The sequence below is a fragment of the Streptomyces sp. NPDC037401 genome (genome assembly GCF_055602345.1).
This window is the reverse complement of sequence record NZ_JBVJWO010000003.1, coordinates 234796-254170: the sequence shown is the minus strand read 5'-3', so window position 1 is coordinate 254170 and position 19375 is coordinate 234796. Positions and strand designations below refer to the sequence as shown.

The following is a 19375-nucleotide window of genomic DNA, read 5'->3' as shown; positions in this document are numbered from 1 at the left end:
TGAGTCTTCCATGACGGAATCGACCGCTCGTCGCGTGCGGCTTTCTCCCACGCGCCTGGACGGCGTGCGCCGCCGGACCGGTGACTACTCCGACAGGACCATCGCCGAGGCGTGTTCCATCGGACTGTCGTACTGGGCGACGGGCCGCAACCCCGAGGGCATGGAGCTCACCGCCGGCACGCTCTTCGCGGACGTGCTCGGATGGGTCGACAACGGCGGCGCCGGAGCGGCCGGCTGGGAGGTCGGCGCGGACGGCCGGAGCATCGCCGTCCCCGAGGGCGTCGTACCGGCCGACGCGCAGCTCGCGCTGGACGACCTCGCCGACTTCCCGGACCGGTCCCTCGGCACCATCGGCCCGTCCGGCATCGAGGCGAGGCTCGAGCTGCTCGCCCAGTGGAACGACAACGGGGCCGACCGGGTCCGCCCGACCATCGTGGAGATGTTCCGCGAGCAGGCCCGGACCCGGCCCGACGCCATCGCCGTCGTCGACGAGCGCCGTTCACTGACGTACCGTCAAGCAGCCGAGATGTCCAGCCAGTTGGCGCACCACCTGATCGAGCGCGGCCTCACCGCCGAACAAGTCGTCGGCATCTCGCTGGGCCGCTCCGCCGACATGGTGATCGGCCTGCTGGGAGTGCTCCAGGCGGGCGCGGCGTTCGTGCCGCTCGACCCGCAGTGGCCGGTCGCGCGCCGGGCCGTCGTCATCGACGACGCCCGCGTCGTCCTTCAGCTCAACCACTCGGGCACGAACGACCCGGGCGAACCGGACGCCGTGGCCGTCGACCTCGGCGACTGGCGGTTCGGCTCCTACCCCGCCGAGGGGACCGGGGTGACCACACCGGGCGACGCCCTCGCCTACGTGATCTTCACGTCCGGTTCGACCGGCCGGCCCAAGGGCGCGATGATCCGGCACGAGGCGATCAGCGAGCGCCTGCTGTGGCAGGTCGACGAGATTCTCGGGTTCGGACACGACGACGCCTCGCTGTTCAAGGCGCCGCTGTCGTTCGACATCTCCATCAACGAGATCTTCCTGCCGCTGGTGTGCGGGGGCCGCCTGGTGGTCTTGCGGCCCGGCGGCGAACGCGACCCGCACCACCTGCTGAGCGTGATCGCTGAGCAGCGCGTCACCTTCACGTACCTGGTCTCGTCCATGCTGGACGTGCTGCTCGAGATCGCGGGCGACTCCGGCCGGCTGGACAGCCTGCGGCACGTGTGGTGCGGCGGCGAGGTCCTGACCCCGGAACTGTACGAGCGGTTCCGCACCAGGCTCGACATCCCCATGTACCACGGCTACGGCCCTGCGGAGACGACGATCGGCGTTTCCCACGTCATCTACCGCGGGGCGGCGGAACGCCTGTCGACGTCGATCGGCAAGGCCAACCCCAACACCCAGCTGTACGTCCTCGACGACGAACTGCGCCCGGTCCCGGTCGGGGTCGGCGGCGAGCTGTACGTCGGCGGCTTCCTCCTGGGACGCGGATACGTGAACGCGCCCGGCCTGACGGCCTCCCGCTTCGTCGCGAACCCCTTCGCCGCGGACGGGTCCCGGCTGTACCGGACCGGTGACCTCGCACGGTTCGCCCCGGACGGCTCGCTGGACTTCCTCGGCCGGGCCGACAACCAGATCAAGATCCGCGGCATGCGGCTGGAGCTCGAGGACGTCGAGGCCGGCCTCGCGGAACACCCCGCGGTACGCCACACCTGCGTCGTCGCCAGGAAGAACGCCGCGGGCGGCACCTACCTGGCCGGGTACGTGATCCCGGCCGCCGGCAGCGAGGACCTGCACGCCGACGAGGTCAAGGCGTGGGCCGCCGGGCACATGGTGGAGTACATGGTGCCCGCCCACGTCGTCGTGATGAAGGAGTTCCCGCTCACCGCCAACGGCAAGCTCGACCGCGGCGCGCTCCCGGAGCCCGTGATCGGGGCGGGTTCCCTCGTCCCGCCCGCCACCGAGAACGAACGCGTGGTCTGCGCGGCGGTCGCCGGACTCCTGCGCCTGGACGAGGTCGGTGTCGACCAGGACTTCTTCCAGCTCGGCGGGGACAGCATCCTGGCCATCTCGCTGCTGAGCGCGCTGCGCGAGGCGGGTCTCCACGTCACGGCACGGCAGATCTTCACCCACAGCGTCGTCGGGGCGCTGGCGGCGGTGGCGAGCCCTGCCGGCGAACTCGCCGTCGACCACGCCGACGTCGCGACCGGAGAGGTCTCCGGGTCGCCCATCGTGCGCTGGCTCGGCGAGACCACGGACGCGATCGACGGCTTCGTGCAGTCGGTGGTGCTGAACACCCCGGCGGACCTGACCGCCGACGCCCTCGACACGATCCTCACCGCACTCGTCGCCCGGCACGACATGCTGCGCGCCAAGCTGGTGCGCGGCGACCGCTGGAGCTTCGACATCCCGGACGCCGACCGGACCGTCGCGGGCTGGCAGGAGAGCGACCGGCCGCTCGACGAGTGCGTCGCGCTCGCCACCGCCGGGCTCGACCCGGACGGCGGCGCCATGCTGCACGCCGTCTGGCGCCCCGGGGCCCGCCAGCTGGTCGTCGTCGTCCACCACGTGGTCGTCGACGGCGTGTCCTGGCGGATCCTGCGCGAGGACCTCGCCACGGCGTGGCGGCAGTACACCTCGGGCGAGCCGGTCGAACTGCCCCCGGTGGGCACGTCCTTCCGGCGCTGGACCCAGCTGCTGGAGCGCGCGGACTTCGACGCGGACCAGGCCTGCTACCGGCGCCCTCTGCCCGGCGCGGACGCGCCGCTGGGCCGGCGCGCTCTGTCCGGGGCCGACACCGTGGCGCGGGAGCGGGTCACGACCGTCACGGTCGGCCCCGAGGTCACCGCCGCGCTCCTGGGAGAGATCCCCGCGAAGTTCCACGCGGGCGTCAACGACGTGCTGCTGACCGCGCTCGCCGTCACGCTCGCCCGGTGGCGCCGCGACCTCGGGCAGGACCAGACGTTCGCGCACATCGAACTGGAAGGCCACGGCCGTGAAGGGCGGTTCGTGGCGGACTCCGCCGGCTTCGAACCGGAGCTGTCGCGGACCGTGGGCTGGTTCACCACCCTTTTCCCGGTGACCGTGGACCCGGGCGCTGCCGCCGACCTGACCGATCCCGAGTACCTGGCCGCCGCCCTCAAGGCCGTCAAGGAGGACCTCGCCCGGGTCCCGGGCAACGGCCTCTCCTACGGCGCCCTGCGCTACCTGACCGGCGCCCGCTTCGACGCGCCCGCACCCCAGGTGCTGTTCAACTACCTGGGCCGCTTCGACGCCGGAGCGTCCGGGGACTGGGAACTCGCCGGCGCCACCGAGCAGCTGGGCGAGAAGCGCGACCCGAGGATGCGCCTGCCGCGCGCCCTCGAGTTCAACGCGATCGCCGAACCCGCCGCGAGCGGCGCGTACGAGCTGGTCACCACCGTCTCCTGGCCCGACGGGCTGCTCACCGACGCGGACGTCGCGACCCTCGGCGGGTACTTCCGCGAGACGCTGGCCGCTCTGGCCGCCCTCGACGGCGGCGGCCACTCTCCCAGCGACTTCGGCCTCGTGGCGCTCACCCAGGCCGACGTCGACGAACTGGACGGCCCGGAGCTGCGGGACATCCTGCCGCTGACCCCGCTGCAGGAGGGCCTGTACTTCCACTCGGTCTTCGACGACGACTCCGCGGGCAGCTACGTCGAGCAGCAGCTGCTCACGCTGGAGGGCGAGGTCGACGCCGACCGGCTCGCGGCGGCGGCCACGCGGGTGCTGGCGCTCTTCCCCAACCTCGCCGCGCGGTTCACGGCCCTCGCCGACGGCCGCGTCGTCTCCGTACTGGAAAGCGGTGCACAGGCGCCGTTCACCGTGCTGGACCGGCCCGGCATCACCGACGAGGAGATCCGCGAGCACGCCGAGCGGGACCGCCGTGCAGGCTTCGACCTCGCCACCGGCCCGCTGATGCGGTACACGCTCGTCCGCGCCGGCGCCGGCCGCAACGTCCTGGTGCAGACCGTGCACCACATCATCGCCGACGGCTGGTCGGTACCGCCGATGCTCCGCGCGCTGCTCGCCGAGTACCACGCGCCGGGGACCGTGCACCCGCTCGGCGGCTTCGCCGACTACGTGCGCCGGCTCGCCGAGCGCGACGCGGACGAGAGCGACCGCGTGTGGAGCGAGGAGCTCGCCGGTCTGCCCGGCCCGTCGCTGGTCGCCGAGGGGCACACGCCGTCCGACCGGTTCGCCGACACCGCCGCCGAGCCGGCGGACGACCTCGACGAGGCCGTCCGTACGGCCGGTGTGCCGCTCAGCGTGGCCGTGCACAGCGCCTGGGCGGTGGTGCTGGGCGGCCTCCTGCACGGCAGGGACGTCGTGTTCGGATCCACGGTGTCGGGCCGCGACGCGGACGTGCCCGGTATCGGGGACATGGTGGGCCTGTTCATCAACACGATCCCCGTGCGCGCCCGGTGGACCGCCACCACCACGGCACGCGAGCTGCTCGCCTCCGTACGGGACCACCAGAGCGCGGTCCTGCCGCACCAGCACGTCTCGCTGGCGCGCATCGCCCGCCAGGCCGGAGCCGGGCCGCTGTTCGACACCCTCGTGGTGTTCGACGTCGCGACCGACGTGGCCGGCCTGCGGGGACCGGACGACACGCTGTCCATATCCGGGATCGTCAACGAGGGCGCCCCGCACTACCCGCTGACGCTGGTGGTGGAGCGCGCACCCGACGGCCGTCCGCGCTTCAACCTGATCTACGACGGCGCCCTGCTGCGCGAGAGCAGCGCCCGGGAGATCCTGCACACCTTCATCCGTACGCTCACCGGTCTGCTCGCCCGGCCGGACACCCCGGTGGACGAGGTGGCGCCCGAGGGCACCCGGAGCCCCGCGCGGACCGAGCCGACGACCCTGGGCGCGCTGTTCGACGCCGCCGCGCGCCGCGACCCGGCCGCCACCGCCGTCACCCAGTGCGCGCTCGACGGCGGTACCCGGTCGCTGACCTACGGCGAACTGGCCGGCGCGCGCGACGAGCTGGTCCCGGCCCTGCGCGCGGCCGGTGTCGGCCCGGGCGAACGGGTCGCCGTCGCCGTGCCGCGCTCCCTCGAGCAGGTCGTCGCCCTGGTCGCGATCGTCACCGCGGGCGGCGCGTACGTACCGCTGGACCTGGCGTACCCGGACGACCGGCTGGAGTACATCCTCGCCGACGCCGCACCGCAGGTCGTGCTGGTCGACCGCGAGCAGCGGGAGCGCTTCACGCGGCTGCTGGCCCGGGCGGGCGTGCCGGCCCGCGTGCTCGTCCAGGGCGACGAGCCGGAACCGGACGCCGCCCGGGACACCGCCGGGGACGTCCGGCAGGCCGCCGCGCCAGGACCGGACTGGCACGACCCCGCCTACGTGATCTACACGTCCGGTTCGACCGGCAGGCCCAAGGGCGTCGTCGTCCCGCACTCCAGCGTGGTGGCGCTGCTCGCGAACACCCGGTCCGACATGGACTTCGGCCCGCAGGACGTCTGGGTCCAGTTCCACTCGTACTCCTTCGACTTCGCGGTCTGGGAGCTGTGGGGCGCGCTGGTGCACGGCGGTGAGCTGCTCGTGCCCGAGTACGGGCTGACCCGCTCCCCGGTCGACTTCCACCGGCTGGTGCGCGAACGCGGTGTGACCGTGCTCAACCAGACCCCGTCGGCGTTCTACCAGTTCGCCGAAGCCGACCGGCACGCCGGCGAGCCGCTGCCCGCCCTGCGCCGGATCATCTTCGGCGGCGAGGCGCTGGACCTCGGGCGGCTGCGCGGCTGGGTCGAGCGGCACGGCGCCGCCTCGCCCGAGCTGGTCAACATGTACGGCATCACCGAGACCACCGTCCACGTCACCCACCGGGTCCTGACCGACGAGGACTTCGGCCACGGAGGAGACGGCGTCAGCCCCATCGGCGGCCCGATCCCCGGCCTCGTCACCTACCTGCTCGACGACCGGCTGCGGCCCGTGCCGCCGGGCCGGGTGGGCGCCATCTACGTCGCCGGCGACCAGGTGTCGCTGGGCTACCTGGGCCGGGCCTCGCTCACCGCGGGCCGGTTCGTGGCGGATCCCTTCGCGGGCGGCGGCTCCCGGATGTACCACACGGGCGACCTCGCCCGCCGTACGCTCGACGGCGAACTGGAGTTCACCGGTCGCGCAGATGACCAGGTCCAGCTCAAGGGCTTCCGGATCGAGCTGGGCGAGGTGGAGTCCGCACTCAGGGAACTCGACGGCGTCATCGATGCGGCCGTCACCGTGGCGGACACCGGCGACCACCTCGTCGCGCACGTCGTGGGCCGGGTCCCCGCCGACGTGTCCGCCGTGACCGGGCCCCTGTCCGCGAAGCTGCCCGTGCACATGGTGCCCGGCCGGGTGCTGCAGGTCGACGCGCTGCCGCTGACGGTCAACGGCAAGCTGGACCGCAAGGCCCTGACCGAGAGCGCCGCCGCTCGGCAGGAGGCCCCGCAGGATTCGCCGCAGGCCGCGGCCGGCTCCGCCCTCGGCGCACTGGTCGGCATCTTCACCGAGACCCTGCCCGGCACCGCCGTCGACGCCGACAGCGACTTCTTCCGGGCGGGCGGCGACAGCATCCTCGCCATCACCGTGGTCAACCGGGCCAGGGCCCTCGGCCTCGCGATCGCTCCGCGGGACATCTTCCTGCTCAGGACACCGCGCGCGCTCGCCGAGCACCTCGCGACGAGCGTTCCGTCGTCTGCGCCTGCCGCGCCGTCCGCACCCGCCGTCCGCGAGGACGGCCCGCTGACGCCGACGCCGGTCATCCTGCGCCAGCGGCAACTGGGCGGCTCCCTCGCCCGGTTCGCCCAGGCCAGGGCATTGACGGCGGCCGAGGGCACCGGCTACGCCGACGCCCTGCGCGCCGCGAACGCCGTCGTGGCCGCCCACCCGGCCCTGCGGATGCGGCTGCGCACCGAGCACGGCGTGTGGGCCCTCGCCACCGAACCCGCCCGCGAGGCCACCGTCGTGCGGACGCAGGCGGCCGACGCCACGGCCGCGGCGAACGACGCCGCCGGACGCCTCGATCCCGAGGCAGGGGATGTCGTCGCGTTCTCGTGGCTGGAGGCGAGCCGGACCCTCGTGGTCACCGTGCACCACCTCGCCGTCGACGCCGTGTCCTGGCTGGTCCTGCTGGACGACCTGACCGCCGCCCTGCGCGGGGCGCCCCTGGCGCCCCCGACCACGTCCTACGCCGAGTACGCGGAGGCACTGGCCCACCAGTCGGCCCACGTGACCGACGAGCTTGGGCACTGGATCACCACGCTCCAGGCGCCGCCCCTGCCGTATGCGGCCGCAGGGCTGCGCGAGACCACGGTCGTGCTCCCGCCCGCCGTGAGCGACCGCGTGACGCGCACCGCGCCCGCCGCCCTCGGCGTCGGTCTCACCGAGCTGCTGTGCGGCGCGCTGCGCACCGCGCTGACCCACGTCCAGGCCACGCCCACCGATCTCGCGATCGACCTGGAGCGGCACGGCCGGGTCCCGGCACTGGCACACCACGACTACACCCGCACGGTCGGCTGGTTCACCGCCATCGCGCCCGTGCGGCTGACGGCGCACACCGACCCCGTCGCGGCGGCCCGCGAGGTCGCCGCACGCCAGCCGGACGAGCGCGCACACGTCGCGTACGGCCAGCTCAGGTACCTCAACCCGCAGACGGCCCCGCTGCTGGACGCCCGACCGCAGGTGCTGTTCAACTACCTCGGCCGGGGCAGCGAGTCACAGGCGCTGCACATCACCGGCGGCGATCAGGGCAGTCCGTACGCCGTCGAGGTCAACGCGTGGACCGACGCGGCCACCGGAAGCCTGCACGCGGCCTTCACCCTCGCCGAGGGCGTCCCCGACGAGATCACCGAGCACTGGCTCGGCGCGCTGGAGCGCCTCGCGGACGCCTCGGCGACGGCCGAGCGCACCGCGCCGGTCACCCCCCTCCAGCGGGGCCTGTTCTTCCAGGCCCAGATGGCCGGAGCGGCCGGACGGTACGTCGCGCAGAGCTGGTTCGCCTTCGACCGGCGCCTGGACACCGGCGCGCTGGCGCAGGCGATGGAGTGGGTGATCGCCCGGCACCCGGTCGTCGGCGCCGGCTTCACCACCGACGACGACGGCAACGCCGTCCAGGTCCTCTCGGCCGGCCGGCGGATCGGCGTCCGTACGGTCGACCTCGCGACGGACGAGGACGTCGACGCCCTGCTCGCCCGGGACCGCGACACCGGGTTCGACCCGGGCGAGCCGCCGCTGATCCGGCTGACCGTGGTGCGCCGGCCCGACGGCCGCGACGGCCTGCTGCTGAGCTACCACCTGCTGCTGTGGGACGGCTGGTCCCGCGAGATCGTGCTGCGGGACCTGTTCGACGCCTACAGCGCCGTCCTCGCGGGCGAGCTGCCGGCCCCGGCCCCGGCCACCCCGGGCTTCGAGGACTACGCACGGGCGCTCGACGCCAAGGACGCCGCCGTCTCGGAACGCTTCTGGGCGCAGCACCTGGCCGGCCTCCCGGGCCCGACGCTGCTCGCCGGACCGGCTCCGGCCCTCGCCGACGGCCTGCCGCGCAGCCTCGTGCACCGGCTCTCCGAGGAGCAGTCGGACCTGCTGCGGGAGGCGGCCAGGGCGCACGGCGTGACCCTGAACTCGGTCCTGACCGGCGCGTTCGGCCTCCTGCTGGGCGCCCGTACGGGCCGCAGCGACGCCGTGTTCGGCGTGACCGTCTCCGGGCGCGAGGGCGAGGGCCTCTCCGACATCGTCGGCGTGCTCCTGAACACCGTGCCCATGTGGACGCAGGCACGCGCCGGGGACACGGTCCGCGGATACCTCTCGGCCGTCCAGGCGGCCCGGGTCGAGGCGATGGAGCACGAGCACCTCGGGCTCGGCGAGATCCAGCGGGCCAGCGGACACGACACGCTCTTCGACAACCTGTTCGTGCTCCAGAACTTCCTGGACATGGACGCCTTCGCCGAGATGAACGCCCGCCACGGCATCACCGCGGTGCGGGCGGACGACTCCACGCACTACCCGTTCACCTGGGTCGTCACGCCCGGCGACCGGCTCACGGTCAAGCTGGAGTACCGCGACCACGACACGGAGGCCGCCCGCCGGCTCCTCGACGACTACCTGCGCGTCCTCGACGACCTGGCCCGGTCGGCCGGGCCGGTCGGCGCGCTGCCCGGCCTCGGGACCCTGCCCGAGCCCGCCGAACGGACCGACGTCGGCACGGATACCGTCGTCGACCGGTTCGACCGGGCGGCGGACCGCGACCCGGAGCGCGTCGCGCTCGTCGCCCACGGCCTGACCATGACCTTCGGCGTGCTGCGGGACCGCAGCCGTGCGGTGGCGGGCGTCCTCGCCGGGCGCGGCATCGGACCCGGCTCGACGGTGGGCCTCGCGCTCCCGCGCTCCCTCGACTCGATCGTGGCGCTGTTCGCCGTGCTGCGGGCCGGAGCGGCGTACGTGCCGCTCGAGCTGGACCACCCGGACGAGCGGATCGCCGCGATCGTCGCGGACGCCCGGCCGGACGTCATCCTCACCGTGAGCGCCGTCTCGCCCCGGCTGATCGGCGACCTGATCGAAATGGACCGGCCCCTCCCCGAGGCGGAGCCGTTCACGACGTTCGCGCCGGACGACCCGGACCGGCTCCGGCACCCCGCGTACACGATCTACACCTCCGGATCGACCGGACGGCCGAAGGGCGTGGTGACCGAGTACGCCGGGCTGACCAACATGCTGGTCAACCACCAGCGCCGGATCTTCGAACCGGTCCTGGCGGAGCACGGCCACCGGCTCTTCCGCATCGCGCACACCGTGTCGTTCGCGTTCGACATGTCGTGGGAGGAGCTGCTCTGGCTCGCCGACGGCCACGAGGTGCACATCTGCGACGAGGAACTGCGCCGGGACGCCCCCCGCCTGGTCGAGTACTGCCTCGAGTTCGGCATCGACGTCATCAACGTGACCCCGACCTACGCGCAGCAGCTCGTGGCCGAGGGCCTGCTCGACAACCCGGCGCGGCGGCCCGCGCTGGTCCTGCTGGGCGGCGAGGCCGTCACCCCGACGCTGTGGCAGCGGCTCGCCGAGACCGAGGGGACGGCCGGCTACAACCTGTACGGGCCCACCGAGTACACCATCAACACCCTCGGCGTCGGCACCTTCGAGTGCCAGGACCCGGTGGTGGGCGTGCCGATCGACAACACCGACGTGTACGTCCTGGACCCGTGGCTGCGCCCGCTGCCGGACGGGGTCCCCGGTGAGCTGTACGTGGCGGGCATCGGCATCGCCCGCGGCTACCTCGGCCAGCCCGCCCAGACCGCGGACCGGTTCGTCGCCTGCCCCTTCGGGGCACCGGGCGAGCGGATGTACCGCACCGGAGACCTGGTGGTCCGCCGGCCCGACGGAAACCTCATGTACCTGGGCCGCACCGACCAGCAGGTCAAGATCCGGGGGCACCGGGTCGAACTGGGCGAGGTCGAAGCGGCGTTCGCCGCGCACCCGGCGGTGCGGTTCGCCGCCGCGGTGGCCCAGCCCGACCCGCAGGTCGACGGCGCGTACCGGCTGGCCGCGTACCTGGTGCTGGACGGCGGCGACCTGGCCGCCGTCGCCGCCGAAGTGGGCGCCGCGCTGCCGGACTTCCTGCGGCCGACGCACTACGCGCAGGTCGACGGCATCCCGCTGACGGTGAACGGGAAAGCAGACACCAAGGCGCTGCCGGAGGCCAAGCCGCTCGGTGCGCTCACCACGGCGGGGGAGCGCCGCCCGGAGACCGAGACCGAGACCGTGGTGTGCGAGTTCTACGCCGAGGCACTGGACCTGGACGACGACGAGGTGAGCGCAGTGAGCGACTTCGTGTCCCTCGGAGGGCACTCGATGCTGGCGGTGCGGCTGATCGGGCTGCTCCGCCGGGAGTACGGTCCAGTGATCACGGTTCGTGATCTGTTCACCCTGCGGACCCCGGAAGCGATTGCGCGCCACCTCGATGAAAACTCCTGACACGCAGCGGCCCCGCCCGGGGTCCGACATCCTCCGCACCGCCCTGCGCCGCAACCGCGGCGCCATGGCCTGGGGCACCGTCCTCATGGGCCTGTACCAGGCCGGTGAGACCGCCTTCCCCATCGCGCTCGGCCTGATCGTCGAGCACACGATGCAGGACCGCAGCCCCGGCGCGCTCGCCGTGTCGATCGGCGCGCTGGCCGTGATCATCACGACCGTGTCGCTGTCGTGGCGGTTCGGCATGCGCATCCTGCAGAAGGCCAACACCACCGAGGCGCACCGCTGGCGGGTGCAGGTCGCGGACTGCGGGCTCCAGCCCGTGGCCAGGGACGTCGACCTCAAGTCCGGCGAGGTGCTGACCATCGCCACCGAGGACGCCGACCAGACCGCCGACATCATCGAGGTGGTGCCGCTGCTGATCAGTTCGCTGGTCGCGGTGGTGGTCGCCGCGGTCGCGCTGGGGCTGGCCGACATCCGGCTCGGCCTGCTGGTGATCGTGGGAACCGCCCTGATCCTGTCGGTCCTGAGCGTGATGTCCAAGCGGATCGGCTCCAGCACCCGCGAACAGCAGGCCCGGGTGGCGCGGGCCGGCGCGAAGGTGGCCGACCTGATCTCCGGCCTGCGCCCGCTGCACGGATTCGGCGGCAACCACGCGGCGTTCGGCTCCTACCGGAGGGTCAGCACGGAGGCGAAGCAGCAGTCGATCACCGTGGCCGTGGCGAACGGCGCGTACGCCGGCACCGCGCTGGCCCTCAACGCCGGCCTCGCCGTCGCCGTGACCCTGACGGCGGGCTGGCTGGCCTTCGAGAACCACATCACCATCGGCGAACTGGTCATGGCCGTGGGGCTGGCGCAGTTCATCATGGAACCGCTCAAGATGTTCTCGGACATGCCGAAGTACGTGATGATGGCCCGCGCTTCGGCCGAGCGGATGGCGCTGGTGCTGACCGCGCCGCCGGTGGCGGCCACCGGACCGGAGCGCCCGGCCCCGGGCGGGGACCTGGACATCGACTGCGTCCGGTACGGCGCACTGCGCGCACTGAAGTTCCAGGTGCCCGCGGGCGAGTTCGTGGCGGTCGCCGCCTACCAGCCGCGCGCGGCGGCGGACCTCGCCTCCGTCCTGGCCGTCAAGGTCCCGCCGGACGCGTACGAAGGAATCGTGCGGGTCAGCGGGCAGGACATCGCGGACCTGTCGGTCGAGGCGGTCCGCGAGCACCTGCTCGTGAACCCGTACGAAGGGGAGATCTTCGCGGGCACCCTCCGCACGAACATCGACCCGTCGGGCACCAGCCGTTCGGTTCCCGAGGCCGTCGAGGCGTCCATGCTGACCGACGTCGTCGCCCTCCACCGCGAAGGACTGGACTACGGCGTCCGCGACCGCGGCGCGAACCTCTCCGGCGGGCAGCGCCAGCGGCTCTCCCTGGCCCGCGCCCTCGCCGCCGACACCGACATCCTCGTCCTGCACGACCCGACGACGGCCGTCGACGCGGTCACCGAACAGCTCATCGCGCGCAACATCGCGAAGCTGCGCCGCGGCCGCACCACCGTCGTGATCACCAGCAGCCCCGCGCTCCTGGACGCCGCGGACCGGGTCCTCGTCGTGGACGACGGCGTCATCACCGCCGAGGACACCCACCGCAACCTGCTCGCCACCGACGCGGCCTACTGCCAGGCGGTGACCCGGTGACCCGGTGACCCGGTGACCCGGTGAGCCGCGCGGCGCTCGGCCGTCCCTAGCCGAGCGCCCAGGCGACGTCCCGGAGGAGGGCGTGCCGCCAGCCCGCCCGGTCGTGGTCCGACGGCGACCTGGAGACCCGTACGGTCGCGCCGGCCTCCTCGGCCAGGGTCTCGGCCAGCCCGCAGTGGGGCAGCATCCGGGTCTCGTGCTCCCCGACGTCGAAGGCGACCCGGAGGCCGGACAGGTCGGGGCGCTCCCGCAGGCGCGCGGCGATGGCGCCGCCGACCGGGCCGCCCAGCGGGTCCGCCAGGTCCGCGGCGCCGGGTGCCCACCAGAACGACGCCGACTGGCAGGCGACCCGGGACACCAGGTCCGGGAACTCCAGCGCCGCGTACATCGCGCTCAGTCCGCCGAGGCTCTGCCCGGCGACCACCAGCCGGTCCCGGTCCGCGGGCAGGCCGGTGTCCGCCACCAGCGGCAGCAGCTCGTCCCGGACCGCCTCCCACAGCTCGGGCCTGCACCCGAACTCCGACTCCCTGTCCCGGGTCGGCAGGAAGACGAGGGTCACCGGGGGCATCTCGCCGTTCGCGACGGCCGAGTCGAACGCCGTCATGGCCGGGTGCAGGTAAAGCCAGTCGTCCCCGTCGAGCAGCAGGACCACCGGTCCGCCGCCGCCCGCCGCGTGGACCCGCACGGTGCGCCGCCCGCCGAGCCGTTCGCTGGCCCAGCGGACGCGGGTGCGGGGGAGGGGCAGGACGGAGTCGGCGCCGGTGGCGGGCCAGTGCGGCTGGGCCGGGGCGTCCGGCGTCGCGGCGATGGACCGGTCGCCGCCCGCACCGGCCGGGTTGAACGGGTCGGCACACGCGTCGCCGTCCGTGCCGTCCGTGCCGCTCACGAGGAACTGGTACGTCACCCGGAGCCGGGCGGGCATCGGGACCTCGGCGTACCAGCAGTCCGTACCGCCCCACCGGCGCAGGGGCACCGGCTGCGACCAGCTCTCGAAGACGACGCTCGCCGCGGAGCCGCGCCACAGGAAGAGCGTCACCCAGCCACCGCCGTCCGCCGGCACGGAGGCGGGTGTACCCGCCGCCGCCCAGAAGGCTTCGGTGCCGGGTTCGCCGGGCAGTCCGTACGCGGCGAAGGGGGTCTCCGTGGCGGCCCCGCGGCCGGAGACGGGATCGGTCGGGCGCATGCAGGTCTCCTTGTGAGCAGCAAGGGGAAAGACTAAGCTCGTCGCAATTAGGCGAGCCTAACCTAATCATGACGTGCCCGGGGAGGTACCGGCTGTGAGCACCAACCCCTTCGACGATCCCGAAGGGCGATTCCGCGTCCTGGTGAACGGCGAAGGCCAGCACTCGCTCTGGCCTTCCTTCGCCCCGGTCCCCGGCGGCTGGACGGTCGCCTTCGACGAGAACACCAGGGACGCGTGCGTGGACTTCGTCGAGGCCAACTGGACAGATCTGCGCCCCCGTTCCCTCGCGGACTCCGCGGACGCCTGACCCACCCCGCCCGACACGCACAGGGGACGACACACCGCCCATGCTCTGCACCAGGCTGACGAACGCCCGCTTCCTCACCATGGACCCGGACCACCCGGTCGCCCACGAACTGGGCATCTGGCAGGGCCGGATCGCCGGGCTGGACGACGCCGTGGCCTCCCTGCCCGCGCGCGAGGTGATCGACCTTCAGGGGGCCACGGTGCTCCCCGGGTTCATCGACGCCCACGTACACCTGTCCTGGACCGGCCTCAAGCAGAACACCGCGAGCATCGCCGGCCGCACGTGCATCGACGACGTACTCGCCGTCGTGGCCGAGGCCGTCGCCCGGAAGGGCTCGCCCGGCTCCTGGGTGAACATCGCCGGGTACGACCAGCGGGCCCTCGGGCGCCACCTGACCGCCGCCGAACTGGACCGGGTCAGCCGGGGCCACAAGGTCTTCGTGATGCACGAATCCGGGCACGGCTGCGTCGTCAACACCGCCGTCCTGGAACGGCTCCCCGCGGACGTCCCGCACGAGAACGGCTTCCTCGCCGAGGGCGCGATGGGCGCCGCCCGCGCACTCCAGCTCCCCTACTCCCAGGAAGAGCTGGCCGAGGCGATCGGGCGCGCCGCCCGGACCTGCCTGGCCGAAGGGGTCACCGCCTGCGCGGAGGCCGGCATCGGCGGCAGCCTCTTCGGCCACAGCCCGGTCGAACTGGGCGCGTACCAACTCGCCCGGGAAAAGGGCCTGTTGCCGCTGCGCGTACAGCTCATGGTCTCCGCCGACCGGCTGCGCCCGGTCGCCGCGCACGCCGCCGACGGCATCCCCAGGGCCCTCGACCTCGGCCTGCGCACCGGCTTCGGCGACGACTGGCTCTCCGTGGGCGCGCTCAAGATCTACACCGACGGCGGCATGATGGCCCGTACGGCGGCCCTGAGCGCGCCCTACGAAGGACTGGAGCACGCCGGGCAGTTGCAGGACGACCCCGAGGCGCTCGCGCAGACGATCGTGGACGGCCACCTCGCCGGATGGCAACTCGCCGTGCACGCTATCGGCGACCGCGCGGCCGACCTGGCCCTGGACGCCCTGGAACGGGCCCAGAGCCTGCGGCCCCGCCCCGGAGCCCGGCACCGCATCGAGCACGCGGGCCTGATCCGCCCCGACCAGCTCCCGCGCTTCGCGCGGCTGGGCCTCAGTGCGGTCGTCCAGCCGAGCTTCCTGCGCTACTTCGGCGACGACTACGCCGCGATCATGGGCGAGGAGCGGGCGCCGTGGCTGTACCGGGGCAGGGGGTTCCTCGACCACGGCATCACCCTGGTCGGCAGCTCCGACCGGCCGGTGACGGACGGCGCTCCGCTGAAGGCCGTCCAGTTCATGGCCGAACGCGCCTCCGCGTCCGGCCGGCTGATCGGCCCGGACGAGTCCGTCACCGTCGACGAGGCCCTCCACGCCTACACCGTCGCCGGCGCCTACGCCTGCCACTGGGAGAAGGCCGCGGGCACCCTCACCCCGGGCAAACGCGCCGACCTCGTGGTGCTCGGCGACGACCCGCGCCGCGTCGGCGTCTCGCGCATCGGCGACATCGAGGTGGTGGCGACCTACGTCGACGGCCTCGACACCGGCAAGCCGACGGCCTGACCGGCCGCGTGCCCGGCCGCCTGACCAGCCGTCAGGACGGCCGGAGCGCCGGGGAGACGGCGGACTTCAGGAGCAGACGGGGGGATCCCCGGCCACTCGTCGGCAGGGACCACAGGTCACCGCCGAAGTCGCCCGGCAGGGAGTACAGGACCGTGCGGTCGTCGTACCAGAAGGCCTGGTCGTCGACGCTGCGCCGCTCCGCCAGCGCGGTTTCGGCGCCGGTGCGCAGATCCAGGACGTACAGGCGCCACGGGGCGTCGGCCGGAAGGCCGGCCACCCGCTTCTTGAACGCGATCCGGGTGCCGTCGGGGGAGAGGGACGGGCACTCCACGTTGCCGCGCAGCACGCGCAGTTCACGGGCCCGGAGGTCGCCCTCGACCAGGTGGGTCCGGCCTCCCGTGGCGAGGGTCGCGTAGAAGCGGTTGTCGTCGGCGGCGAAGGTCACGCCCCAGAAGTTGTGGTCGGCCGCCCGGCGGCGCCGGCCCCCGTCGAGGACCGCGAACTCCTCCAGGCTCGGGACGAGCGCCCCCGACCGGGTGTCGTAGAGGGCGGTGCGGGTGGAGAAGCTGCCGCCGGCGTACGAGTCCCCGCTGACGAAGACCGTCCAGGCGAGCAGCCGCCCGCTGGGGGAGACCCGCGCGCGGGTCGGCGTACCCGGGACGCCGAACGAACGCACCGGCCGGAGCGCGGAGTCGAGGACCAGCGCCTCGTAGCGCGGGACGACCCCGCCCGTCCGGCGCAGGCACACGCCCCTGCCCGCCGCCGCGTGGAACCGCAGGCAGTCCAGGGGCGCCGTGGTGCGCGCACCCGCGGGCGCGGCCAGCGGCACCGAGGCGACCTTGTCCCGGCCCGGCCCCCAGGCCAGATTGCGGAACAGCAGCCGGCCCGGCTGCTCCAGGCTCACCGCGCCCGCCTGCGCGCGCGGCTCGCCCGGACGGGCCTCCTCGCGCTCCCCGGCCCGGTCCGCGGCCCGGACCACCGAGACCACGGCCACCGCGGCCAGCAGCGCGGAGAACAGGACCAGGACGAGGACCTTGCGCAGCGTGTGCGTCATCGCAGAACTCCCTTGCCGAGCATCCGGGCCGCCACCAGGGACAGGAGGAGACCGGCGGCCGCGCCGGCCAGCGCGGCGCCGGGGCCCGCGTACGTCCAGCCGGCGCCGAAGAGCACCGCCCCGGCGAAGCGGGCCAGCGCCTGCGCCGTCTGGACCAGGGCCATGCCGCTCGCCCGCAGCCGCGCGGGCAGCAGCGGTCCCGCGGCCGCCATCAGGACGCCGTCGGTGGCGGCGTAGAAGGCGCCGAGGAGGAACAGCACGATGACGGCCGGGGCCGGGCCGCCCAGCGGGGACAGGAGCAGCAGGTACGCGGCCGCCAGCGCGGCATGGCCCGCGAGGAACACCCGGCCGCGCCCGGCCCGGTCCGCGAGCCTGCCCAGCGGGACGGCGAGCAGCAGGAAGCCGGCCGCCGTCGCCACCGGCAGCAGCGGGAAGGCGGCGGTGGGAAGGTCGAGGCGCCGCTGCAGCAGCAGGTAGACGAACGAGTCCCCGACCGTGAACAGGCCGAGCAGGGCCGCCGCCAGCGCGAGGCGCCGCACCCCGCGGGCGCGCAGGACGGTGCCGAGGCCCCGCTCGCCGGGCGGTGCGGGGGTCCGGGAGGGCCGGGTGCGGACGTCCCGTACGAACAGCGCGAGCAGCAGCACCGCGAAGGCCGCCGCGCAGAAGCTCACCGTGAACACGGCGTCGTAGGCGTCGTGCGCCGCCCACAGCACGCCGAAGGCCACGAGCGGGCCGAGCAGCGCGCCCGCCGTGTCCATGGCCCGGTGCACCCCGAACGCCCGGCCCTGCCCCTCCGGCGTGGCGGACAGGGAGATCAGTGCGTCTCGCGGCGCCGTACGCAGACCCTTGCCGGTCCGGTCCGCGGCCAGGACCGCCCCCACCGCCCACGGCGTGGCGGCCGCGAGCAGCGCCAGCTTGCAGGCGGCGGACACGGCGTAGCCCGTACCCGCCACGAGCTTGTGGCGCTCGGTCCGGTCGGCGATGTGGCCGCCGGCCAGCCGCAGGAGGGCGGTCGCGCCCTGGTACAGCCCGTCGAGTGCGCCGAAGGCCAGCGGCGACATGCCGAGGCCCACGACGAGGTAGAGCGGCAGGACGGCGGTGACCATCTCGGCGGAGACATCCGTGACCAGGCTGACCAGGCCGAGCACGAGCACGTTCCCCGCGACGGCCGGGCCGGCCGCCGGACGGGGTACTCCCCCGGGAGGGTTCGCTGCGCCGACGGCATCGGCGGCGCGACTGGCCGACAGGTACACGGATGCCTCCTTCGGTTCGGTTGGATCTGGCTGGGGTTCTGCTTCTGGTTCTGCCTTCTGGTTCCGGTTCTGCTTCCGGTTTCGTCAGAACCAGTTGAGGGTGAGCGGGAAGGTGGTGCTCGCCGACTTGCCCGCGCCGTCGGTCACCGAGGCGGTGATCTGGAGCGTCCCGGCCGCCCACGGCTTGCCGCTGATCCGGCCGGTCGAGGCGTCCATGGACAGACCCCACGGCAGACCGGTCGCGGCCCACCGCAGCGGCGGCGCGCCGCCGGTGGCCGTCAGCTGGATCGTGCAGGACTGGTTGAACTTGCACGTCTGTGCGCCCGGGTTGACGACGGCCGGACCGCCCGGCGGCGGCTCCTCGCCACCCGTCCCGAAGACCTCGGCGATCGGCTGGGCGTTCGCGGCGTTGCCCGCGTGACCCGTCCCGAACAGGTCCTCGAAGGTCCGAAGCAGGTTGAAGTGGTTGTACGCGGTGCCGTACCGGCCCTGCTTGACGTGCGCGCCGTAGAAGACCGTGGCGATCTGGTTCGACCCCAGGAAGTTGTCCTCGTCCCAGGTGAGCACCAGCAGGCTGTTGTTGGCCTTCGCCCACTGCGCGTACGCGTCGAGGTTGTTCCTGACCCACGTGTCGCCCGTGCTCACCGGGCACGAGTGCATGTCGTTGCACTGGTTCGGCACGATGAACGACAGGTGCGGCAGCGCGGAGAAATCGCTCCGCGGGAACTGTGCCCAGGTCTTGCCGGTGTTGAGCGGCACGTTCTTGAACGCGAACCAGGGGTTGTGCTTCTGCGCGTACTGGCCGTTGGTGCAGACCGTGGACCCCTCGCTCGGCAGGTCCTCGTTGTACGTGGCGAACGTCTTGCCCGCCGCGATGAGTTCCTGGCCGAGGTTCGGCGCGGTCATCGACTGCGGGGTGTAGCAGCCGTCGCCCGTGATGCCCTGGGTGCCGCCGGAGAAGAGGTTGAAGTAGTTCGGCTGACTGGGATGGGTCAGCGCCTTCATCGCCGTGAGGCTCGCGCCGGCGTTGGCCAGCTGGTTGACGTACGGGGCGTTGGCGCTGCCGATGATCTCGCCGTACTGCTTGTTCTCGAAGACGACGACCACCACGTGGTCGTAGCTCGGCAGGGCCGCGGCGGCGGATGCCGGCGCCGAAGGGGCGTCGGCGGCCTCGGAGCTGCCGATGGTCATGGCGGTGACCAGGCCGAGGGAGCAGGCGATGCCGGACGCGGCGGCCCGCCACCTCCTGCCCCGCCCGCGCAGGGGTGTCACCGGGGCGTCCGGTGCCGGATGTCTGGTTCGCATGGGCTTGA

8 protein-coding genes are annotated in these 19375 nt (G+C 73.6%); 4 read left to right on the top strand and 4 right to left on the bottom strand.

Annotation, left to right across the window (positions count from 1 at the left end):
* Positions 1 to 10: 10 nt before the first annotated feature.
* On the top strand, positions 11 to 10960 hold the full coding sequence (locus ACZ7H1_RS03950) for a non-ribosomal peptide synthetase (protein ID WP_470783477.1): 10950 nt from the start codon (positions 11 to 13) through the stop codon (positions 10958 to 10960).
* On the top strand, positions 10947 to 12647 hold the full coding sequence (locus tag ACZ7H1_RS03945; protein ID WP_470783475.1) for an ABC transporter ATP-binding protein: 1701 nt from the start codon (positions 10947 to 10949) through the stop codon (positions 12645 to 12647). The genes ACZ7H1_RS03950 and ACZ7H1_RS03945 overlap by 14 nt, the downstream gene beginning before the upstream one ends.
* Before the next feature lie 46 nt (positions 12648 to 12693).
* On the opposite strand, the gene ACZ7H1_RS03940 is transcribed toward ACZ7H1_RS03945, so the two are convergent.
* Positions 12694 to 13830 (bottom strand): alpha/beta hydrolase-fold protein, encoded by a 1137-nt coding sequence (locus tag ACZ7H1_RS03940; protein ID WP_470783472.1) that lies wholly within the window; start codon positions 13828 to 13830, stop codon positions 12694 to 12696.
* A gap of 94 nt (positions 13831 to 13924) precedes the next feature.
* Here ACZ7H1_RS03940 and ACZ7H1_RS03935 point away from each other — a divergent pair, with 94 nt between their 5' ends.
* Both ACZ7H1_RS03935 and ACZ7H1_RS03930 read left to right on the top strand, forming a co-directional pair.
* Positions 13925 to 14137 (top strand): MbtH family protein, encoded by a 213-nt coding sequence (locus ACZ7H1_RS03935; RefSeq protein ID WP_470783470.1) that lies wholly within the window; start codon positions 13925 to 13927, stop codon positions 14135 to 14137.
* 40 nt (positions 14138 to 14177) lie between these two features.
* Positions 14178 to 15755 carry an amidohydrolase gene (locus ACZ7H1_RS03930; protein WP_470783468.1) on the top strand — a complete coding sequence of 526 codons (1578 nt, stop codon included), beginning with the start codon at positions 14178 to 14180 and terminating at the stop codon, positions 15753 to 15755.
* A gap of 31 nt (positions 15756 to 15786) precedes the next feature.
* Here ACZ7H1_RS03930 and ACZ7H1_RS03925 read toward each other — a convergent pair whose 3' ends face one another.
* The 3 genes from ACZ7H1_RS03925 to ACZ7H1_RS03915 form a co-directional block, all read right to left on the bottom strand.
* On the bottom strand, positions 15787 to 16809 hold the full coding sequence (locus ACZ7H1_RS03925) for a TolB family protein (RefSeq protein WP_470783467.1): 1023 nt from the start codon (positions 16807 to 16809) through the stop codon (positions 15787 to 15789).
* Complete coding sequence (locus ACZ7H1_RS03920; protein ID WP_470783466.1) at positions 16806 to 18062, bottom strand: MFS transporter; 1257 nt, start codon at positions 18060 to 18062, stop codon at positions 16806 to 16808. Before ACZ7H1_RS03920 ends, ACZ7H1_RS03925 begins: the two co-directional genes overlap by 4 nt.
* An 84-nt stretch (positions 18063 to 18146) precedes the next feature.
* Entirely contained in the window at positions 18147 to 19367 is a 1221-nt protein-coding gene (locus ACZ7H1_RS03915) for an alkaline phosphatase family protein (protein WP_470783465.1), read from the bottom strand.
* Positions 19368 to 19375: the final 8 nt, after the last annotated feature.